The organism is Corynebacterium sp. MSK047 (assembly GCF_030232285.1).
Lineage (GTDB): Bacteria > Actinomycetota > Actinomycetes > Mycobacteriales > Mycobacteriaceae > Corynebacterium > Corynebacterium jeikeium_D.
This window is the reverse complement of the sequence record NZ_JASPJI010000001.1, coordinates 85,570-103,459: the sequence shown is the minus strand read 5'-3', so window position 1 is coordinate 103,459 and position 17,890 is coordinate 85,570. Positions and strand designations below refer to the sequence as shown.

Here is a 17,890-nt window from a genome sequence, read left to right as displayed (position 1 = left end):
ACGCATTAGAGTGTAGTCCTATGCGTATTGTTGTGCTGCAGTGTGGCCCCGATGTACCCGCGTTTCCCCAATTGCTCCGCCAATCATGGTCTACATCAGCACCGTCCACACCATCAGCACCAGCTACTCCGGCACCACCCGCCTATGCGCTTCACGACGTCGCGATGATCCCCACCCGCAAGGAGCTGGCTTTCATCGACGACCTGGCCAAGGACGTACTGCCTGTCGATACAGCTCCGACGCCGGAGGAAATCTCCAAGCAGAAGAAAGTCGACCACTTAGGCGCTCCGCAACCCGCTCCGCAAAAGCCGAGCGAGCCGTTACGAATTGTGGTCGTTGGCACCGACGCGGCACTGGCTACCGTGGCAACCTACCTGATGCGCAAGAACCTCCTGTGGATTGAAGTGGCACATGTCCCCACCGCACCGTCGACCGCGGCCAAAAACTGGGGCATCGAAGGAGGAGAAGGGCTCGATGCGGCGACCGCGCTCACACGCCCGACGACGCCAGTGCCGCTGATTCGCGATGACACCGGCCACGCAATTGTTGGTTACGCCCTACTGACAGAGCCGGGAATTACCGGAGTGTCCTCGGCAAACGGGTTTACTGGCGAGGTCTATGTCGACGAGCATCAGATGTTCTCCGGCACATCCACCGGCCTGCAGATTCGCCCTACCCCCGACGCCCCGGGCATCGTTGCGGCCGAAGTTCCGGCTCCGGAAGCGGAAATCGGTAACGAGGATGGAGGCAACAAAGGCCTGCTGAGCCGACTCGGATTGGGGCGCGGTGGCCGTCGTAAAGCGAAAGAAGCCCCGGCCCGCGAGCTACACCGTCCGATGACGGGTCGGGCAGTTCAAGTTGGTGGCCTGGGCTTCCGATATGTGCGCGATGGAGTCGAGTCTCGAAAGCCGCGAGAGAAGACAACTCTGTACCGACACCTTCGCGACTTGCAGATTGTGCACTAACTGCGTCGGGGCAATAGCCACGGTCTGCCCGTGAGAAAGTGGCTTGCGCGAAAGTGGCCTGCGCGATAGCTCGAGTACAGATAACATTTGGGTGTTAAAGCCCCTGCCCGCCACTGCCTCGATAGGACAGCATCATGACTGACAACACCCCACGGCTACGCGCTGGCGACCAAGCCCGCCACACTGCGCTGGAACGCTTGGAATGGGCATTCCGCGATGGCCAGATTGACTTTGCGGAACTGCAGGAGCGCACCGAGAAAGCCCAAAAGGCAACGTACATTGATGAGTTGCCCACATTGACACAGGACTTGTCGCTGCCCGCGAACCTGGCCGAGCCGACTCCACATGCGCACCCAAACCCTAACCTGCGCCCGAACCTGCACAGCGTCCCGGACGAGCACCATTCAGTGGCACCGAATGCAGCCAGCAATCATCAACCAGCCCGGATTGATAGCTCCGCCGCGGCAACTGGTTCGAAGCTCTCCATCGGCATCTTTGGCGGCACCGACAAGAGAGGCCCTTGGACGTGCGCTCCCACGCACACCACGGTGGCGGCCTTCGGCGGGACTGGCTTGGATTTCCGCGAGGCCATCCTTACCGCGGAAACCACTGTCGTCAACATTGGCTGCGCCTTCGGTGGAGTCGACGTCATTGTCCCCGACCACTACCAAGTTGATGTCGACGTGCTGCCCATCTTCGGAGGCACGGATGTTACTGGAAAGCCGGGACGCAACCTTCCTGCTCCTGGCGCAGGACAGGCTCCGAAGATTATTGTGCGCGGCTTCGTCGCTTTCGGCGGCGTCGAGGTCAAGCGCGTACCGCACTAGAGCATGCTGCAGTAGCAAGTGCGCCTGGCGAGCCACTACTCGCCCACGTCTCACCGGCTACTCGTCCCATACCTCCGGCGGCATTGCTGGGAACGGCGTCGTCGGCGGCAGCGTTGCCACAGCTGAACGTCTGGACAGGCCACACACCTGCAACAGGTCCACCACCAAGGAGCGGGACTGCGCAAACACAACCTGTTCCGACAGCGTTGCGTCCTCGATCACGCGCGGGTGCATTTTCGCCGCTAGACGACGCAAGTACCGAACCACGTCTTCAAGCTTGACCTCTCCGGATCCCTCGGAAAGCTGAGCGATAGCGATGTCGCCGGATTCGAAAGGCAACTCGCCCCACTCTGGGATTCGGCGCACGGCGGCTTCGTCGTCAAGCACATGACTGACCAGGCGCGTACCTTCAGACACGCCTAGAACAAGTGCGCACAGTTCGGACGAGAAGTCGATGTGATCCTCACGTGCGGTGATAGCGCGACGCGCGAGCACACGGATGTTGCGCATGGCGTTGTCGACGGGATGTACCATGCGCGACAGCGAGTGGATTCTATCCCGAGAGCGCCAGAGCAACGGCGAGATACGGACCTGCTCGCCCGCGTCGGCGACAGTGCGGTCCATCAGCGAGACTTGCGCCTGCATGGAGCGCACCACGCTCAGTGCGGTGCGGATGCGATCGGTGTCGCCCTCTTTCATGCCGATGCCGATGTCATAAAGTACATCTGCACCCATGTCGAGGACCTTGGCCACCTTGCGGCGAGCACCCGCCAGCGGGCTTCGCGGCAATATCATGAGCACAATAATGCCCACCACACCACCGACGAGAGCATCGATCATTCGGTAATAAGAACCAGCGGTGCCCGGCGGAATAATGGTGGCGATGAGCACGGCTGAAGATGCCGCTTGGTTGACCACAAGCGGTCCTCGACCGACAAACACACCGATGACCATGGCGACAAACACACCGACGGTCAGCTGCCAGATACCCGAGCCGAGGATGGAGATAATCACATCACCAATGCCGACTCCCAACGAGGCACCGAGCACCAACTCCACAGAGTGCTTTAAGCGAGGACCTGCGGTCATCACGTTGAGGCTGATGAAAGCGGCCATCGGCGCGAAGAACGGGTTGGGGTGCCCCAGTACCTCAAGTGCGAACCAGTAGGCCAACCCAGCGGCTAACGTGGCTTGGACAATGAGCATCCAACGGGAGCGCACACGGTCAATCGCATGGAGGAAACGCGTGCGGGGCCTCACTTTCTGACGCAGCTTGTTTGCTGCGCGGGAGGCCGGATGTAGGTACGTATTGCGAAAATCTTGGAAATCCGGGCGCGGATTATCCTCGACGAATTGCGTTTCCTTAGCTTCGACGAGGTCGTCGACATGCGCGGGAGCAAGGTCCTCTAGATTCCTGGCAGCTGCGGCATCCTTATCTTCCCCACCAGCTATGCCAGCCATGCCGAAGTCACCATCCTCATGTAAAAAACTGTGCGCTTTTTATGTACCCGTTGTGCTGTTGTGCACCCTTATGTGCCCGCTGAATCTCTGTGCGCGATTAAAGACCCAGTTCTGGCAACGCGGATTCATCACTGTCACGCAGCAACGCCATCATGCGATCGAATTCATCATCCTCGCCGATAGCCTTAGCAGCCTTAGCCAACGCTGCGAAGGCGCGGAGCACACCACGATTCGGCTCGTGCTCCCACGGAATGGCTCCGAACCCCTTCCAGCCGTTTCCACGCAGCAGGTCCAGACCGCGGTGGTAACCAGTGCGAGCGAAGGCATAGGCCTGAATCTCCTGGCCCTCGGACAAGGCGCTTTCAGCCAAATCCGCCCAAGCCTGGGAATCGCGCGGGCATGCGCGAACCACGGCCTCCGGGCTTGCGCCACCGTTGCGGGCAGCAACGGCCTCGTCAAGAACGGGGAGCTTCACGGGAGCAGGAGCCATCATGTCATTGAGTTTCATGCGTCCTATTGTGCCAGGCATCACGTGGCGATGGCAGGGGCTCAGTAGGTGACTCCCTGTTGGCAACGGCGGGCACAGCGCGGTGGTACAACGTCGGCAAGCGCCAGATGACGACCAACTAGCGTTCCCCGACTACTCCGGGCAGCTCGGCTTCGTCGAATCCAACGACTCACCATTTTCCAGCTTGGTCGCAACAAAATCGGCCACTCGGGCGCACGCTTCCATCAGCATCCAACCCGACAGTTGGACAGAGAGGTCACGCTCCTTAATCGCCGAACCGCGAACCGCGCCACCGACTGATTGCGCAACCGAACCGCCCTGTGGGAACTGAGCATTATCGTTCCAATCTGCGGGGAAAAGCGGCAGGCCATCAACCTCGAGGCGGTGGTACCAGCACTTCTCCCCCGAAGCCAGAACCAGTCGGCGAGCAATGCGAGCTGCCGCGCGATTCATGCGATTGTCTCCAGGCAAACGCACCGCCGCATCGGCGAGGTATCGCACCAGGATACCGTTGAACAGACCACCATCGCCGCCACCGGCACCGGCGATAACATTGTCGGTGGTCGCCAAATCCTTTGCCACCGCGTGGATGAGGTTTTGCACGCGCGTGAAATACTTCGTCGCCTGTTCACGCTGGCCGTGCGCCCGAAGCGCAAGTCCCACTTCGAGGCAAGCGCCAATCATGACACCCTGGTTGTACGTAAACATGCCCTTCTGCACGACGGCACCTGCCATGGACAAGCGAATGCCGTCGTAGAGCAGCCCTGAGTCCGACAGGAGGTTGGCGTAAACCCAATCGATAAGTTCCTCTGCCTCCTTGATACGACCAGCCCGGGCCAGAGCGATGGCTGCAGGACCGTTCGAGGGGACGTTGAAAAAGAGGTCCTGCTCACGCCACGGCAGCACACCCGTGGACTCCTGCCGACCATCGCCCAAGCATGAAATCAGCCGTGCTGTCGTCTTCTTGGGCACCGATGCGCCGAGGACAGCGTCGGCACGCCCGAGCGCCAACGCCATCCACGCGCGATCGTCGTAGTACTTGTTCTTGGTCAGCAGCGTGAGGTTGCGAATGCGGATACCCCGAGTGGTCTGGCGGATAGCGCGGTACTTCTCCTTAGAAGGCACGCGCTTGGCTGCGTCTACCAGGCAGTCGAGATACTGCGCCTGCCACCAGTAATGCCAGTTGATGAAGACCTTATGTCGAAGCGGCGCGGGCCAGGAAGCCATTGCCAAATTCGTGCCCGGAAGACCCCACAGCTTCGCCGCATGACGGTTGCGAATCGCCTGTTCAGCCACGTCCGCACGATAGGCCCACGTTTCGGCCTCCGGACGCGACATTTTTAGAACCACTGGCTCTCCTTAAAACGGCTGTGAAACAGCTCTAAAACAGCCTTCGAAATAAAACACCTAAGCAGACAATTACCAGGCCGCGGTGATATCTGCATGAGTACGAATCCAAGAGTGCATGGCAATACCCGCCGCTACCCCCGCATTTATCGAACGCGTCGAGCCAAATTGGGCAATCGACACCGTCAAATCCGCCGCCTGCTGTGCCTCTTCAGTCACTCCCGGCCCCTCCTGGCCGAAGAGCAAAAGACAACGCTCGGGCAACTCAACGGTTTCGATGGGTACAGAACCCGGCACATTGTCCACGGCCACCACAGCCAAATCATGCTCGCGCGCCCAGCTAATGACCTCCGACACCGTCTCGTGGTGCAGCAAGTGCTGGTAGCGGTCAGTCACCATCGCGCCGCGACGATTCCAACGCTTGCGCCCCACGATGTGCACGGCCTCCACCAGGAAGGCATTTGCGGTGCGTACCACGGTGCCGATGTTGGAGTCATTCTCAAAATTCTCGATGGCGATGTGCAACGGATGACGACGCTTATCCAGCTCCGCGACGATAGCCTCCATCGTCCAGTAGCGGTAGGCATCGACGACATTGCGCCGGTCGCCCTCATCCAGAAGCTGTTCATCGTATTCTGGGCCGGTCGGCCGGGGTTCGTTCGGGTGCTCCTGCTCCCACGGCCCCACCCCGACACGAGCCTCAAACCATTCGGTCGGACCCTTCCCAGGCTCAGGCGCGGTCAAGAGCCAACAGCCCCTCGACCAGGAACAACTGCGCCACGGTGTAGGTATCCATCACTGCCGCATTCAGAAGCTTGCCGACGACGCCCTCCTCCGCAAACATCTTTCGAGCCATCAGTAGCGTGTCAGAGATGAGGAACAGGTTGCCACCGTGGCCTAGGCCGTAGGCGGCATCGGCGATCGGCAGGCCGGTCTGCTCATCGGTGCCGACAGCACCGGCGCCCTCCAGCAGCGCCGGGTCATCGGCCAGTGCGGAGGTCACAGCCAGCAGCGGACCGTAGCCAACAGCAGCGGGCAGCGCCTCGGGCTTTACAGCACCGACCAGCGGTACCGAACCAGCCCACAGTGGGAAGCGAATGGCAGCACGCAGCGCGCTAATGCGAGCTCCGGCACGCCACAGCAGCACGTGGTAGGCAACCTGGTTAACTGCGAACGGCACAGAACCGCGGTTAAGGTTCGGCTTGTTCGGCATGAGAATCAAGTCGCCCAACCAACCGCCAGCGAGGCCGATGAGCAGGGTGGTCGTCGTAAAGCGAGACGTCTCGTGGCGACGGCGCCAAACATTGGCCGCCAACAGTGGCATGAGGACAGTCTTGGAAACTCGACGTGGAGTCTCCCAGCCGAAGGCACTGGAGACAACGTTGACCGCACTGGCGGCGATGTAGCCGGCACGTTCTGGGGCACGGCGGGTGTCGGAGCTCGCGCTGGCGATACCGACGAGTGCGCCGAGACCCTCGCCCGTGCGACGCACAAACATGTCAGCGACGGTTTCCTTGGTGCCGGGAAGTTTGGTCGTGGTGAGCTTGGACAAGAGTCCTGCGCGCTTGGTGGTCATGGGGATGTTCCTCTTTCGTGGGGCTGCGTTGGGGGCGGGTGAGCAGGGTGAGGCTCGGCGAAAGCTCTAGCGCTCAGATTCTTAGGCCAGACCCAAGTCATCCAAACCGAGCAGGTAACGGTACTCCAGGCCTTCAGCCTTGATGACCTCGTCGGCGCCCGTCGCGCGGTCAACCACCGTGGCTACACCGACAACCTCAGCACCGACCTCACGTAGGGCAGCGACGGCGGTCAGCGGCGAGTTGCCCGTGGTGGTGGTGTCCTCAACAACCAGGACCTTCTTGCCCACAATGTCCGGCCCCTCGACGCGGCGCTGCATGCCGTGCTTCTTGGCTTCCTTACGCACCACAAAGGCATCAATTGGACGCCCTTCGGCGTGCATGACAGAGGTAGCCACCGGGTCCGCGCCAAGCGTCAGACCACCGACGTGCGCGTAGTCCCAGTCTGCAGTGAGCTCCCGTAGCAGGGAACCAATCAGGCGCGAGGCCTCATGATGTAGGGTGGCGCGGCGCAGGTCAACGTAGTAGTCAGCCTCACGTCCAGACGACAGCGTGACCTTGCCATGAACAACCGCCAGCTCCTTGACCAGCTCGGCCAAACGCTGCAGCTTCTCCTGATTGACATTGCTCGTGTGGATGCTCATCTGAGGTTGTCTCCTAAATAAACGACTGTGTGCTCAAGGATATGTCTGGTTCTACTCGTCCGCGGAATCAGGGGTTACGCCCTTGTCCTCGGATACAGATTCGGTGGGGTCGTCGCTGCTGTCGAGGTCTGGGGCGGCGTCGGTAAAAATACTGGCGGGCTTCACATTTGATCGCACCACACGCCCCTGGCTCGAGCGCATCCGGCTATGTTCGGGGTCCTCCCCAAGCGCAGGAATCTGCTGGCCAGAATCTCCAATGTCCTCCGACTCGCCAACGTTTGCACCCATCTTTCGTGCCGTCGACCGCGAAGGCAGCGCCGTCGGATCCAGCGGTATATCCCGCGTAGGGCGCCACGACGAACCGTCAATCGCCTGCACCACCGTGGGTTGTGCATTGCTTTGCGACGGCCACTGCGAATCATCCGTGGTTGCATCCGCGGTAGCAGCGGACGAGGACGAAGGAGAATCTGCGTAAACAATTTCCTCAACATCCAGCGGCTCTTCGCCCTTGCTATTCTGCGCGCTGTGACTCTGGGCATGCCCGTTCTGTGAGCTGTGATCCTGCGATTCGTGGTTAGCAGAACCGTTGCGACGCTGATCTGGTACCGCGTGCAAGTGCCCACGCCCGGTTCCATCCGAAATCAAGGAACCAGAGTCAACGGACTGGCCGGTGAGCTGCAAACGAGTGGGATCCCACTGATTAGTGTCCGGAGCGACGGTTTCGCCTTCCGCCGGTGGCAACCTGCGCGCAATGTCGGAGAAGTCCGACAGCGATGCCAGTGCACCGTCCCAGTCCTCTGGCACTGAATTATCAATCAGCTGAGCCAAGGACCAGGAGTTTTCAGACCACATGCGGGTAATGGCCGGGTGTACGCCGGCAAGCATGCGAGTTGCACGGTCGTCGAAGATGCGATGAATGAGCTCTGGGTCGGTAGCTGCGACTACCAGGCCGGCTTCGGTAGCTACGTGAGGCAGCGTCGTGCCGCCGCTGCGGCGCAACTCGAAAACCTCATCGCTGGATACAGAGCGGCGGATGGCGATGGTGGTGATGCCGCCGACATCGGCGAGGTGCATTTCCCGGCCAAAGGCGAAACCGGAGACCACGGCCTTGGCATCGCCGTCCGGCGTACGCTGCCAGTACGACGGCAGCTCATGGTCCACACGGTTGTAGACAGAATTACGTTCCTGCGCCCAGGCCTTCCGCAGGTGACGCACACGGCGACCGCTGATACGTCGACGGACAGGGGCCACTGACTGCTGCTGGGCGCGCTGCGGTTGCGCGGGCGGGGTGGACTCAGTGGGCAGGGTGGCCTGGGTGCGCGCCGCACGATCGGATGGTTGCGGTACTTCGCCAGTCTCGGCTTTTACGCCGGACGCAGCTTCGGATTCTGCACCGTCAACAGTTCCAATGCGAGCGTCAGGAGCAGTGGTGCTGTTGGCATCTATGGCACTGGTGTTGTCCACTAAACCTGTCTCGGGCTCATCCGTGGTATCGGTATCTTCAGCAGTCACCGACTCAGCTGGCTCCGCGCCAGATTCTGTGCCGGACTCCGCGCCGCTTCGGAGAGTCACGTCCGTTCCCGCATTCAGGTCAGCTGCTGCTTCCGATGTTTCGGGAGCACTCGCGTCTTCTGTTGCTTCGGGCATTTCAGCAGTGGCCGCCGGCTCGATTCCCAAGACAGATTCAGGCTCCGTCGGCATTATTTCTACAGCTGAAGTCCCCAGTTCTGTCGTCGAAACCTCAGTTTCAGAGTCAACTTCAGCGGCACCATCAGTCTCAGCGACAACCTCAGAGTCAGCATCAGCTGCGACATTCGGTCTCGCCACAGAAGCTGTCTCGGGGCTGCCTTGCTCCGAAGAATCCGACTGTTCGGACACAACATCTTCTGCCGCCACACCGGTTACTTCGCCGGTGGAGTCCGAGGGCTCGTCGTAAAGCGATGGCGATGACGGAGACGCCACAGCAGTCTCACTTGTGCTGCGACGGCGGCGGTCGACAACGAACAGCGCGACTGCGGCGATGATGAGAATCGCTGCGAGGGTGAATACTAGGGGAATCATTAATCTCCTAGCTTAAGCCAGAAGCCGTTCTATTTGGTCAGCGACAAGATGCCGTCCCCCGTCTGGCGCAATGCCAATGCCCGAGGCGAGAGCGTTCAGGACTCTCTAGGACGGTAAAGGGCGAGGGGCAAAAGCCACATGGACGGCACATCAGGGGCCCTGGGGCGGTCGCCCTGGCCCGGGCCCGCTTAGAAGCGGACGATAGGCAGGCTCGGATCGCCAGCCCACTGGGACCAGCCGCCGACATACAGAGCGGCGCCCGTGATGCCCGCTTCTTCCATAGCCTGAATGAACAGCGAGGAATGAAGACCGGAACCGGAGTAGACCGCTACATTGCGACCGTCTTCGATACCGACGGAGGCAAAGCGCTCACGGAGCTGCTCAACAGGCAGGAAGGAGCCGTCGGCATTTTGCAGACTGCGAGCCGCCAGGTTCACGGCACCCGGGATGTGACCTGCCTGCAGATCGACGCGCTCACTACGACCTTCAAAACGGCTGGGCTCACGCGCATCCACCAAAATTCCACGCTCAGACCAGGTGCGCACGTCATCGAGGCTGGCAACAGGCATATTGCCTTCACTCACCGCAATCGTTCCAGGCCGCGGCAGATTTCCGGGCCCGAAGGCAGTCTCGTTTCCATCTGCTTCCCAAGCAGCTAGCCCACCGGTGAGGACACGCACATTCTCCAAACCTGCCCAGCGCAGAATCCACCAAGCGCGTGACGCGAACAGTCCATCGCCCGCGTCGTAGACGATCACCAGATGCTCCGAGCGGACTCCCCATCGACGGACGGCATCGCGCACACGCTCGATATCCGGCAACGGGTTGCGACCAGCTTCTCGGCTTGGAACACCTGCTAGGTCCAACTCGGGATCACAGAACACGGCCAGTGGGATGTGAGCCGTGGCGTAGGAGTCATATGGTTTTTTAGCACGCGACCAGCGTGCGTCAACGACGACGATACGACCGCCGCCGGCAATCTTGTCACGAAGCTCTTGTACCGAGATGGATGTTGTCATAATTCCGGATTCTAAATCGATTGACTTGGTAGCGCGATATGTACGTTATTAAAACTAGGAGCTTGGGAAGGTGCATGAAGATGCTGCCCACCTGGCCGTTTTCATCTCAGGCACAGGCCATGGAACCGGCTGTGCCACCGCAGAAAAACTGCTGCACTATGCCGCCAGCGTCGCCCCCCCCCCTTTCCTCAACCGCTTCATTAACGCAAAGCTGACTACGAAACGGAAGATCAGCCTCTAAGCCAGGCCTCTGTCTCCCAATCCGACTACCCACCGGGATCCGGCCCCGTCTCGTCATTGCCATCCACTGGGTCCCCCACCCGTTTCTCTCGCGCTTTACGACGCAACCAGCGCCCCGGGCTATCGAACGTATCGGGGTCCTCATTGGATTCCGCTTTCCGGTTTCCTTCCTCGTCTTTCGGGGGCATCCAGACCACACGATCAGTAGAGGCCGGCTCACACTCCCCGCTAACCCCGTCCCCTTCGTCAGTTCCTAGAATCTCCGGCACCTCATCCGGCCGGAGCGTCCACCAAGCATTTTCATCACATCGAGCATCATCGATTTTTCGATGCGTGCCCGGATCCACCAACGTGAGATTATCCAGGTCGGTGCCACCACCGGAAGCCCACGACTGCACATGGTGAACATCGCACATAGCTCCCGGAGTGCCCATGCCCGGCGCGGAGGAACCTCCTTCCTCTCCAAGAAGGGCCAGATACTGCGGCAAAGTCCCCAGCCTGCGGGACCGACCAAAATACAAGGTCTGCCCCTCATTCCCCAATACTTGGAGGAACGAATTTCTATCAACCATCTGTTGCACGGCCTGACTAATGGAAATTCGCACTCCCGCGTCTGAGACCGCTTTACCCGATCCAGGAAGTACAAAATCTTCCCCCTCAGGCAGGGAGACTCCAGCTAACGCTGCCACATCTGCGATATGCGCGACGGTGACCACCGATGTCGTCCCCCGCGCCGGCTGAAGCTCACCGCCCGGTTGAAAGCCCCCATTCACCGCCGCTTCCACGGCATCATGGAAACGCTGCTCCGGATTCCGCTGGTCATCGGCGCCTTCTTCGAGTAACCCGCCAGGTCGCGCATGATCTGCCTGCAGCCTTTTGAGCACCGCCGCAAACGAAGGCGTAACCACACCGCTCAACCGGCTCATGCCATCCGGCCCTTGAGCACCGATTTTTAGGCTTCGTTTCCGAGCACGGTCCTCATCCGTATACGGGTCATCAACCCCCAGCATCGCCCGCAGACGGTTCGGCAATTTATTGAGATCATCAACACGGATTTTGTCCACTAAATCTGCAATGTGCTTGTCCAGCAGCCTAGACAGCTGTGCATGCTCCGTTGCCGGCAGCTCGCGAACGGCTTTGTCAATCTTCGCAACAGCATCCGCACCGACAACACCTTCCTCAACTTTCTGACGAAGGTTCGGCATTCGCACATCCTCATTCGCCGGAGCAAACGGATCAACATTCCTACTCAGACGTCCGACGACATTGATACGCTGCCTCGCTTCTGCTCGCGAGATTCGCATCTCCTGCGCTAGCCACGCGATCCTTCGGTGCTCCGCGCTGGGCATCCGCCCTTTCATTGTCTCCACATAAGTCGCATCAATTACTGCGAGTCGTTTTCGCGCTTTCTCAATCGACTTATATGCGTCGTGCGCATGATCCGGTGCAAGTACTTCGAAGTTCTCCACGATGACTGTCGACAGAGCTTCAAACTGCGCAACCGCATCTAAAACCTGCGATGTCGAAAGCGGTCCACCGCCGTTTGACGCCGATGGTGTAGACATTTCCCCACCCCCTTTTAAAACGCTAGCAATCCGAATCCCCAAATGGACTAACTAATTTCCCTCCTCCACATTATCGCACACCAATTCGACACACCACAACCCCCTACGTCAACTTTTTCGAACCTTTTTCCGAAATACTGCCACGCTCCCGACCTAAACACCCCACCAACTCGCGCAGTCCCTCACCACCCGCGCAGCCCCCACCAACCCGCGCAGCCCCCACCAAAAACTGCACGCCGAAAACCTAAAACCGCACCACCATCACATCATGGTCCGGGAAGCTCGAGCGCCCCACTAGCTCAAATCCCGCCTTCACATAGGCTTTCGCCGCCCGCGGGTTGGCATCATGGACAGCCAGACTAACCCCCGGGTACCCCAGCTCACGCGCATACTCAAGGAGTCCTGCAATCATCGGCTGCGACAGCCTGCGCCCAACAACACCCGGACGCAGCGCAATCGCTACCTCAGGAATCCGATTTTCCACAAACCCGTACCCCGGATCGTCCTGCGTAAACGTACGCAGCCAGGCCGCCCCCACCGGCACTTCATAGCTCTCGTGCTCTTCGCTTGACGACGAATCCCCGCGCTCCAACCATTCCGTCTTAATGGCGGCCGCACTGTAGGTAGCCTCGCGAGAAACCCTCGGTTCAAATGGGTCAGTGCGGGTCATGTCGCTACTGAGCGACTCGAGGTCAGCGTCGTCAAGCGAAGTGGCGAAAAGGATAACCCCGCCCTGACTCGCGTCCCACTGGTCGACGTACTGACGCCTCGTGACTACATAATCTTCCGGCAGTGGCTGACTTTCATCTCCGAATGTTTCCGTTAGTTCGTCCATCCAGGCAATGAAGGGGAGGTCGGAGTCTGTCGCTGGTCGCCACTGAAAGTTAGTCATATTTGCGCACTATACCGGCGCACTCCAGACTGACCGGAATGCAACAAGCCCACACGGTCGGTCACAAGACACATAAACCCGGACAATAAAGGCACAAAAAAGGGGCGGTTCAGGAGAAAACTCTCTCAAACCGCCCCAACAAACAGACAACCTGCTCAGCAGTTATCGCCCTGAGTATCAGGCGCCCTAGATTCGGGCTACGCCATCCTCGTCATAGCCGACAACCTTCAGCGACTCGCTATCGTCAGCAACCGTGACCTCTACGCGGTCACCATCGCGAACATCACCGGCGAGCAGTCGACGTGCCAGCTCATCGCCGATTGCCTTCTGCACCAGACGACGCAACGGACGGGCGCCGTAGGCCGGGTCGTAGCCGCGCTCCGACAGCCAATCCAGTGCCTCATCGGAGACATCCAGCACCAGACGACGTGCCTCCAGGCGTTCTGCCAGGTTGCGAACCTGAATGTCCACAATGCCGCGCAGCTGCTCGGAGGTCAGCGGATCGAAGATCACTACATCGTCGAGACGGTTGATGAACTCCGGCTTGAAGGCCATCTTGACCGCATCCATGATCTGCTCATGCGTACCACCAGCACCGAGGTTGGAGGTCAGAATCAGAATCGTGTTTCGGAAGTCCACGGTTCGGCCCTGACCATCGGTCAGGCGACCCTCATCGAGCACCTGCAGGAGCACATCGAACACGTCCGGGTGAGCCTTCTCGACCTCGTCGAAAAGCACGACGGTGTACGGACGGCGACGAACAGCCTCGGTGAGCTGACCGCCAGCGTCGTAGCCGACGTATCCGGGAGGAGCACCAATCAGACGAGCGACAGAGTGCTTCTCGCCGTACTCGGACATATCGATGCGCACCATCGCACGCTCATCGTCGAAGAGGAACTCCGCCAGCGCCTTGGCCAGCTCTGTCTTACCAACGCCAGTTGGACCGAGGAACAGGAAGGAACCAGTCGGACGGTTCGGATCGGCAACACCCGCACGCGAACGGCGGACAGCATCGGAGACAGCCTCCACAGCGGCATTCTGACCAACAACGCGACGGCCGAGGTTGAGCTCCATTTCGAGCAGCTTCTCGGTCTCACCCTGCATCATCTTGCCAGCCGGGATACCCGTCCAGGCGGAGACAACCTCAGCGACTTCCTGAGGCGTGACCTCCTCCTTGAGCATGGAGTTTTCCTCTGCGTCAGCGACCGATTCCTCGGCGGCCTCCAGCTTCTTCTCCAACTCAGGGATGCGTCCGTAACGCAGCTCTGCGACGCGCCCGTAGTCACCTTCGCGCTCAGCCTTTTCGGACTCAGTGCGCAGGGCATCGAGCTCTTCGCGGACGGAGCGGACATCATCAATCGAGGACTTCTCGTTCTGCCAGCGAGTCTTCAGAGCGTTGAGCTTCTCGCGCTCATCTGCAAGTTCCTCACGGAGCTTGTCCAGGCGTTCCTTCGACGCGATGTCAGTTTCCTTCTCCAGGGCCATTTCCTCGATTTCGAGGCGGCGCACGATGCGTTCTGCGGAGTCGATTTCCTCCGGCGAGGAGTCAATCTCCATACGCAGACGCGATGCGGCCTCATCAACCAGGTCGATAGCCTTATCAGGCAGGAAGCGGGATGTGATGTAGCGGTCCGACAGCGTTGCTGCAGCCACTAGCGCGGAGTCCTGGATGCGAACACCGTGGTGGACCTCATAGCGTTCCTTCAGACCACGCAGAATACCAATGGCGTCCTCAACGCTCGGCTCACCGACAAAGACCTGCTGGAAACGACGCTCCAGCGCAGCATCCTTCTCGATGTACTTGCGGTACTCATCCAGGGTCGTCGCACCGACCAGCCGCAGCTCACCACGAGCCAGCATCGGCTTAATCATATTGCCCGCATCCATCGAGCCATCACCCGTGGCGCCAGCGCCAACGATGGTGTGAATCTCATCGATGAAGGTAATAATCTGACCGTCGGATTCCTTAATCTCGTCCAGAACCGCCTTCAGGCGCTCCTCGAACTCACCGCGGTACTTCGCACCGGCGACCATAGAGCCCAGATCCAGGCTCATCAGCGTCTTGCCCTTCAGAGATTCCGGCACATCACCTGCAACAATGCGTCGTGCCAGCCCCTCTACAATGGCCGTCTTACCAACGCCCGGCTCACCAATGAGCACCGGATTGTTCTTGGTACGACGACTCAAGACCTGTACCACGCGACGAATCTCCGCATCGCGGCCAATAACTGGGTCAATCTTGCCCTCACGTGCCCGCGCGGTTAAGTCCGTCGCATACTTTTCCAGAGCCTGGTACTGCTCTTCCGGATTCTCCGTTGTTACCTTCCTCGATCCACGCACGCTAGTCAGCGCACCCTTTAACGCCTCGGCAGTAGCGCCCGCCGATTGCAGTACATTTGCCGCCTCCGACTGGCCAGTTGCTACACCGATAAGCAGAATTTCCGTGGAGACATACTCATCTCCAAGCTCCCCCGCCAGCTCCTCGGCGGCGTTCAGAGCATTAACGGCGTCCCTATTAAACTGTGGGTTCGCCATATTCGCCCCGCTTGCCGACGGGTACCCCGCGACCAACTCCTTAGCGCGGGTCAAAACCCCGGAAGGATTAACGCCCGCTGCTTCAAGCAGTGGAGCCGCAATACCCTCCTTTTGCTCCAGCAGTGCTACCAGAATGTGCCCAGGCCGGATATCCGGGTTACCCGCGCTGGTCGCGGCCTTCATAGCTTCCTGGAGAACTTCTCCAGTCTTAGTTGTTGGTGTAAAACTCATAACTTGCGCCCCTTTGACTCAACTTTGTCATTCACTACCCATAACGTACTCAGCCTTGAGTCTGTTCCACTCAACTTCAAATTTTTCAATTTCCCGATCGTGATTCACACCACACCTATAGCAAAAAGGATTGAGCTCAGCAGCGTCGTTAAGCGTAGTAGCGCGCCGGAAAGCACTAGAAAACGTTGGAAAGCTCCAGAAACCACGTGCGAACACACTCCGACACACCGCCCGACGTCCTCACCAGCACACTCCCGCCGGATTCAACTTCCCCCATGTGAGTGATGGGTGGACAGCGCACTCATACTGTTTTGGTTACCCTGGTAGGTGACATTCCTTCATTCTCACGAAAGGACTCGAATGAACATCGAGCAGGCACGTCAGATGACTGAGGGCAAGGGCTTCATCGCCGCTCTCGACCAGTCCGGTGGATCTACCCCGAAGGCTCTGCGCCTGTACGGCATCAACGAGGATCAGTACTCGAACGAAGATGAAATGTTCGACCTGGTTCACGAGATGCGTACCCGCATCATCACTTCCCCGTCCTTCAACTCTGAGCAGATTATTGGCGCGATTCTTTTCGAGCAGACCATGGATCGCGACATTGAGGGAATCCCGACCGCTCAGTACCTGTGGGAAAAGAAGGGCATCGTCCCGTTCCTGAAGACTGACAAGGGCCTGGCAGACAAGGAAAACGGCGTTCAGCTTATGAAGCCGTGCCCGGGCCTGGATGAGCTGCTGGAGCGCGCTGTCGCTAAGGGCATCTTCGGTACCAAGATGCGTTCCTTCATTGCCGAGGCAAACGAAGAGGGCATCAAGGCCAACATTGCCCAGCAGTTCGAGTTCGGCAAGCAGGTTCTGTCCCACGGTCTGGTTCCGATCCTGGAGCCGGAGGTCGACATCAACGCTGCTGACAAGGCAGAGGCTGAGGACATCGTCCTGCGCGAGCTGCTCGCTGGCCTGGATGACCTGGCTGATGACCAGAAGGTCATGATCAAGGTTTCCATCCCGACCAAGGATGACCTGTACAAGCCGCTGATTGAGCACCCGAAGGTCATGCGCGTTGTCGCCCTGTCCGGTGGCTACGAGCGCGAGGACGCCAACGAGCGCCTGTCCCGCAACCACGGCATGATTGCTTCCTTCTCCCGTGCACTGTCTGAGGGCCTGTCCGCTCAGCAGTCCGACGAAGATTTCAACGCAACTATGGCTGAGTCCGTCAAGGGCATCTACGAGGCTTCGATTTCCTAATCGTCCGCGCTGTGCATCTGCGCTTGTGCGCACCTCTAGATAGTCGCTAGCGCAACTAAAAACTCCCGCACCAGGTTTTCTTGGTGCGGGAGTTTTTCTGTCGGCGCCTCTGCCCTTACGACAGCACCGTCCTACACCGAGCGCTTCGCAACAGCTGCTTTACGACGCGCATTCACACCACCAATGACAACCGGTAGCACGGAAATTGCAATGACCAGCAACATGATCTTGTCGATGGAACTGGTGATTCCCGGAATGTTGCCCAGCAGCACACCAACAGCGACCATACTGGCGACCCAGCCAATCGCACCGGTGACATTCCAGCCGATGAACTTTCCGTAGGGCATATTCGCAGTGCCCGCAGCCAGCGGAACGTAGGTGCGCACAATGGGAACAAATCGCCCCAGCACCAACGACAGTGGTCCGTACTTGGCAAAGAACTTCTCGGCCGCTTCCAGCCGATTAGTTCGGAGCACCTTGGCATTGTCGCTGAACAGTTTGCGGCCGAAGGAGTGGCCTAAGAAGTAACCGACTTGATCACCCAGCACCGCGGCAATAATACCGATAACCAGCACCTGCCAGGTGTGGACATCTAGCTCTGACCTTAAGACGGCAGCAGTGACCAACAGCGAGTCACCGGGCAGAAAAGGAAAGAGCACACCGGACTCAATAAAGATGATGAGTCCAAGCCCCGCAAGCACCCAAGGGCCAAACCCCTGGAGTAGAGCTTCGGGGTCTCCGATACCGGAGAGGAATCCAGAAAAACCCATAAC

Annotated in this window: 15 protein-coding genes; 3 read left to right on the top strand and 12 right to left on the bottom strand. The window is 59.4% G+C overall.

Features of this window, described 5'->3' with window-relative positions; all coding sequences use genetic code 11:
- Positions 1-20 precede the first annotated feature (20 nt).
- A complete protein-coding gene (locus tag QP981_RS00395) occupies positions 21-965 on the top strand; it encodes a hypothetical protein (RefSeq protein WP_224784293.1) in 945 nt (314 codons plus the stop codon).
- A gap of 134 nt (positions 966-1,099) precedes the next feature.
- Positions 1,100-1,792, top strand: coding sequence for a DUF1707 SHOCT-like domain-containing protein (locus QP981_RS00390; RefSeq protein WP_016421544.1), 693 nt, complete (start codon positions 1,100-1,102; stop codon positions 1,790-1,792).
- A gap of 57 nt (positions 1,793-1,849) precedes the next feature.
- Here the strand turns inward: QP981_RS00390 and QP981_RS00385 are convergent, their stop codons facing one another.
- From QP981_RS00385 to clpB, 11 genes are all read right to left on the bottom strand, one after another.
- Complete coding sequence (locus QP981_RS00385) at positions 1,850-3,253, bottom strand: FUSC family protein (protein WP_005510217.1); 1,404 nt, start codon at positions 3,251-3,253, stop codon at positions 1,850-1,852.
- 97 nt (positions 3,254-3,350) lie between these two features.
- Positions 3,351-3,761, bottom strand: a complete 411-nt coding sequence (locus tag QP981_RS00380; protein ID WP_016421545.1) for a DUF3151 domain-containing protein — start codon at positions 3,759-3,761, stop codon at positions 3,351-3,353.
- Positions 3,762-3,893: 132 nt separating this feature from the next.
- The gene (locus tag QP981_RS00375; RefSeq protein ID WP_049169856.1) at positions 3,894-5,111 is read right to left on the bottom strand and encodes a glycoside hydrolase family 76 protein; all 1,218 of its coding nucleotides are present in this window, start codon (positions 5,109-5,111) and stop codon (positions 3,894-3,896) included.
- 69 nt (positions 5,112-5,180) lie between these two features.
- The gene (locus QP981_RS00370) at positions 5,181-5,852 is read right to left on the bottom strand and encodes a TrmH family RNA methyltransferase (protein ID WP_038626765.1); all 672 of its coding nucleotides are present in this window, start codon (positions 5,850-5,852) and stop codon (positions 5,181-5,183) included.
- Complete coding sequence (locus QP981_RS00365; RefSeq protein WP_048734494.1) at positions 5,839-6,684, bottom strand: lysoplasmalogenase family protein; 846 nt, start codon at positions 6,682-6,684, stop codon at positions 5,839-5,841. Before QP981_RS00365 ends, QP981_RS00370 begins: the two co-directional genes overlap by 14 nt.
- Before the next feature lie 81 nt (positions 6,685-6,765).
- Positions 6,766-7,326: an orotate phosphoribosyltransferase gene (gene pyrE, locus QP981_RS00360; protein ID WP_284857218.1), complete on the bottom strand. Its 561-nt coding sequence runs from the start codon at positions 7,324-7,326 to the stop codon at positions 6,766-6,768.
- 51 nt (positions 7,327-7,377) lie between these two features.
- A complete protein-coding gene (locus QP981_RS00355) occupies positions 7,378-9,387 on the bottom strand; it encodes a TtfA family protein (protein WP_284857219.1) in 2,010 nt (669 codons plus the stop codon).
- A 188-nt stretch (positions 9,388-9,575) separates the two neighbouring features.
- Complete coding sequence (locus QP981_RS00350; protein ID WP_016421551.1) at positions 9,576-10,406, bottom strand: sulfurtransferase; 831 nt, start codon at positions 10,404-10,406, stop codon at positions 9,576-9,578.
- A gap of 266 nt (positions 10,407-10,672) precedes the next feature.
- Positions 10,673-12,211: an HNH endonuclease signature motif containing protein gene (locus QP981_RS00345; RefSeq protein ID WP_284857220.1), complete on the bottom strand. Its 1,539-nt coding sequence runs from the start codon at positions 12,209-12,211 to the stop codon at positions 10,673-10,675.
- A gap of 244 nt (positions 12,212-12,455) precedes the next feature.
- Positions 12,456-13,103: a GNAT family N-acetyltransferase gene (locus tag QP981_RS00340; RefSeq protein ID WP_048734476.1), complete on the bottom strand. Its 648-nt coding sequence runs from the start codon at positions 13,101-13,103 to the stop codon at positions 12,456-12,458.
- A 186-nt stretch (positions 13,104-13,289) separates the two neighbouring features.
- On the bottom strand, positions 13,290-15,869 hold the full coding sequence (gene clpB, locus QP981_RS00335) for an ATP-dependent chaperone ClpB (RefSeq protein WP_187400713.1): 2,580 nt from the start codon (positions 15,867-15,869) through the stop codon (positions 13,290-13,292).
- A gap of 360 nt (positions 15,870-16,229) precedes the next feature.
- Between clpB and QP981_RS00330 the strand changes: the two genes are divergently transcribed.
- Positions 16,230-17,117 carry a fructose bisphosphate aldolase gene (locus QP981_RS00330; RefSeq protein WP_224433385.1) on the top strand — a complete coding sequence of 296 codons (888 nt, stop codon included), beginning with the start codon at positions 16,230-16,232 and terminating at the stop codon, positions 17,115-17,117.
- A 131-nt stretch (positions 17,118-17,248) separates the two neighbouring features.
- Here the strand turns inward: QP981_RS00330 and QP981_RS00325 are convergent, their stop codons facing one another.
- Positions 17,249-17,887: a DedA family protein gene (locus QP981_RS00325; RefSeq protein ID WP_187404894.1), complete on the bottom strand. Its 639-nt coding sequence runs from the start codon at positions 17,885-17,887 to the stop codon at positions 17,249-17,251.
- Positions 17,888-17,890: the final 3 nt, after the last annotated feature.

Excerpts from the sequence above, each read along its gene's own strand:
- QP981_RS00365 (WP_048734494.1), bottom strand. The coding sequence starts at position 6,684 with ATGACCACCAAGCGCGCAGGACTCTTGTCCAAGCTCACCACGACCAAA.
- QP981_RS00330 (WP_224433385.1), top strand. The coding sequence starts at position 16,230 with ATGAACATCGAGCAGGCACGTCAGATGACTGAGGGCAAGGGCTTCATC.
- QP981_RS00395 (WP_224784293.1), top strand. The coding sequence starts at position 21 with ATGCGTATTGTTGTGCTGCAGTGTGGCCCCGATGTACCCGCGTTTCCC.
- clpB (WP_187400713.1), bottom strand. The coding sequence starts at position 15,869 with ATGAGTTTTACACCAACAACTAAGACTGGAGAAGTTCTCCAGGAAGCT.
- QP981_RS00345 (WP_284857220.1), bottom strand. The coding sequence starts at position 12,211 with ATGTCTACACCATCGGCGTCAAACGGCGGTGGACCGCTTTCGACATCG.
- QP981_RS00325 (WP_187404894.1), bottom strand. The coding sequence starts at position 17,887 with ATGGGTTTTTCTGGATTCCTCTCCGGTATCGGAGACCCCGAAGCTCTA.
- pyrE (WP_284857218.1), bottom strand. The coding sequence starts at position 7,326 with ATGAGCATCCACACGAGCAATGTCAATCAGGAGAAGCTGCAGCGTTTG.
- QP981_RS00390 (WP_016421544.1), top strand. The coding sequence starts at position 1,100 with ATGACTGACAACACCCCACGGCTACGCGCTGGCGACCAAGCCCGCCAC.
- QP981_RS00380 (WP_016421545.1), bottom strand. The coding sequence starts at position 3,761 with ATGAAACTCAATGACATGATGGCTCCTGCTCCCGTGAAGCTCCCCGTT.
- QP981_RS00350 (WP_016421551.1), bottom strand. The coding sequence starts at position 10,406 with ATGACAACATCCATCTCGGTACAAGAGCTTCGTGACAAGATTGCCGGC.
- QP981_RS00340 (WP_048734476.1), bottom strand. The coding sequence starts at position 13,103 with ATGACTAACTTTCAGTGGCGACCAGCGACAGACTCCGACCTCCCCTTC.
- QP981_RS00385 (WP_005510217.1), bottom strand. The coding sequence starts at position 3,253 with ATGGCTGGCATAGCTGGTGGGGAAGATAAGGATGCCGCAGCTGCCAGG.
- QP981_RS00355 (WP_284857219.1), bottom strand. The coding sequence starts at position 9,387 with ATGATTCCCCTAGTATTCACCCTCGCAGCGATTCTCATCATCGCCGCA.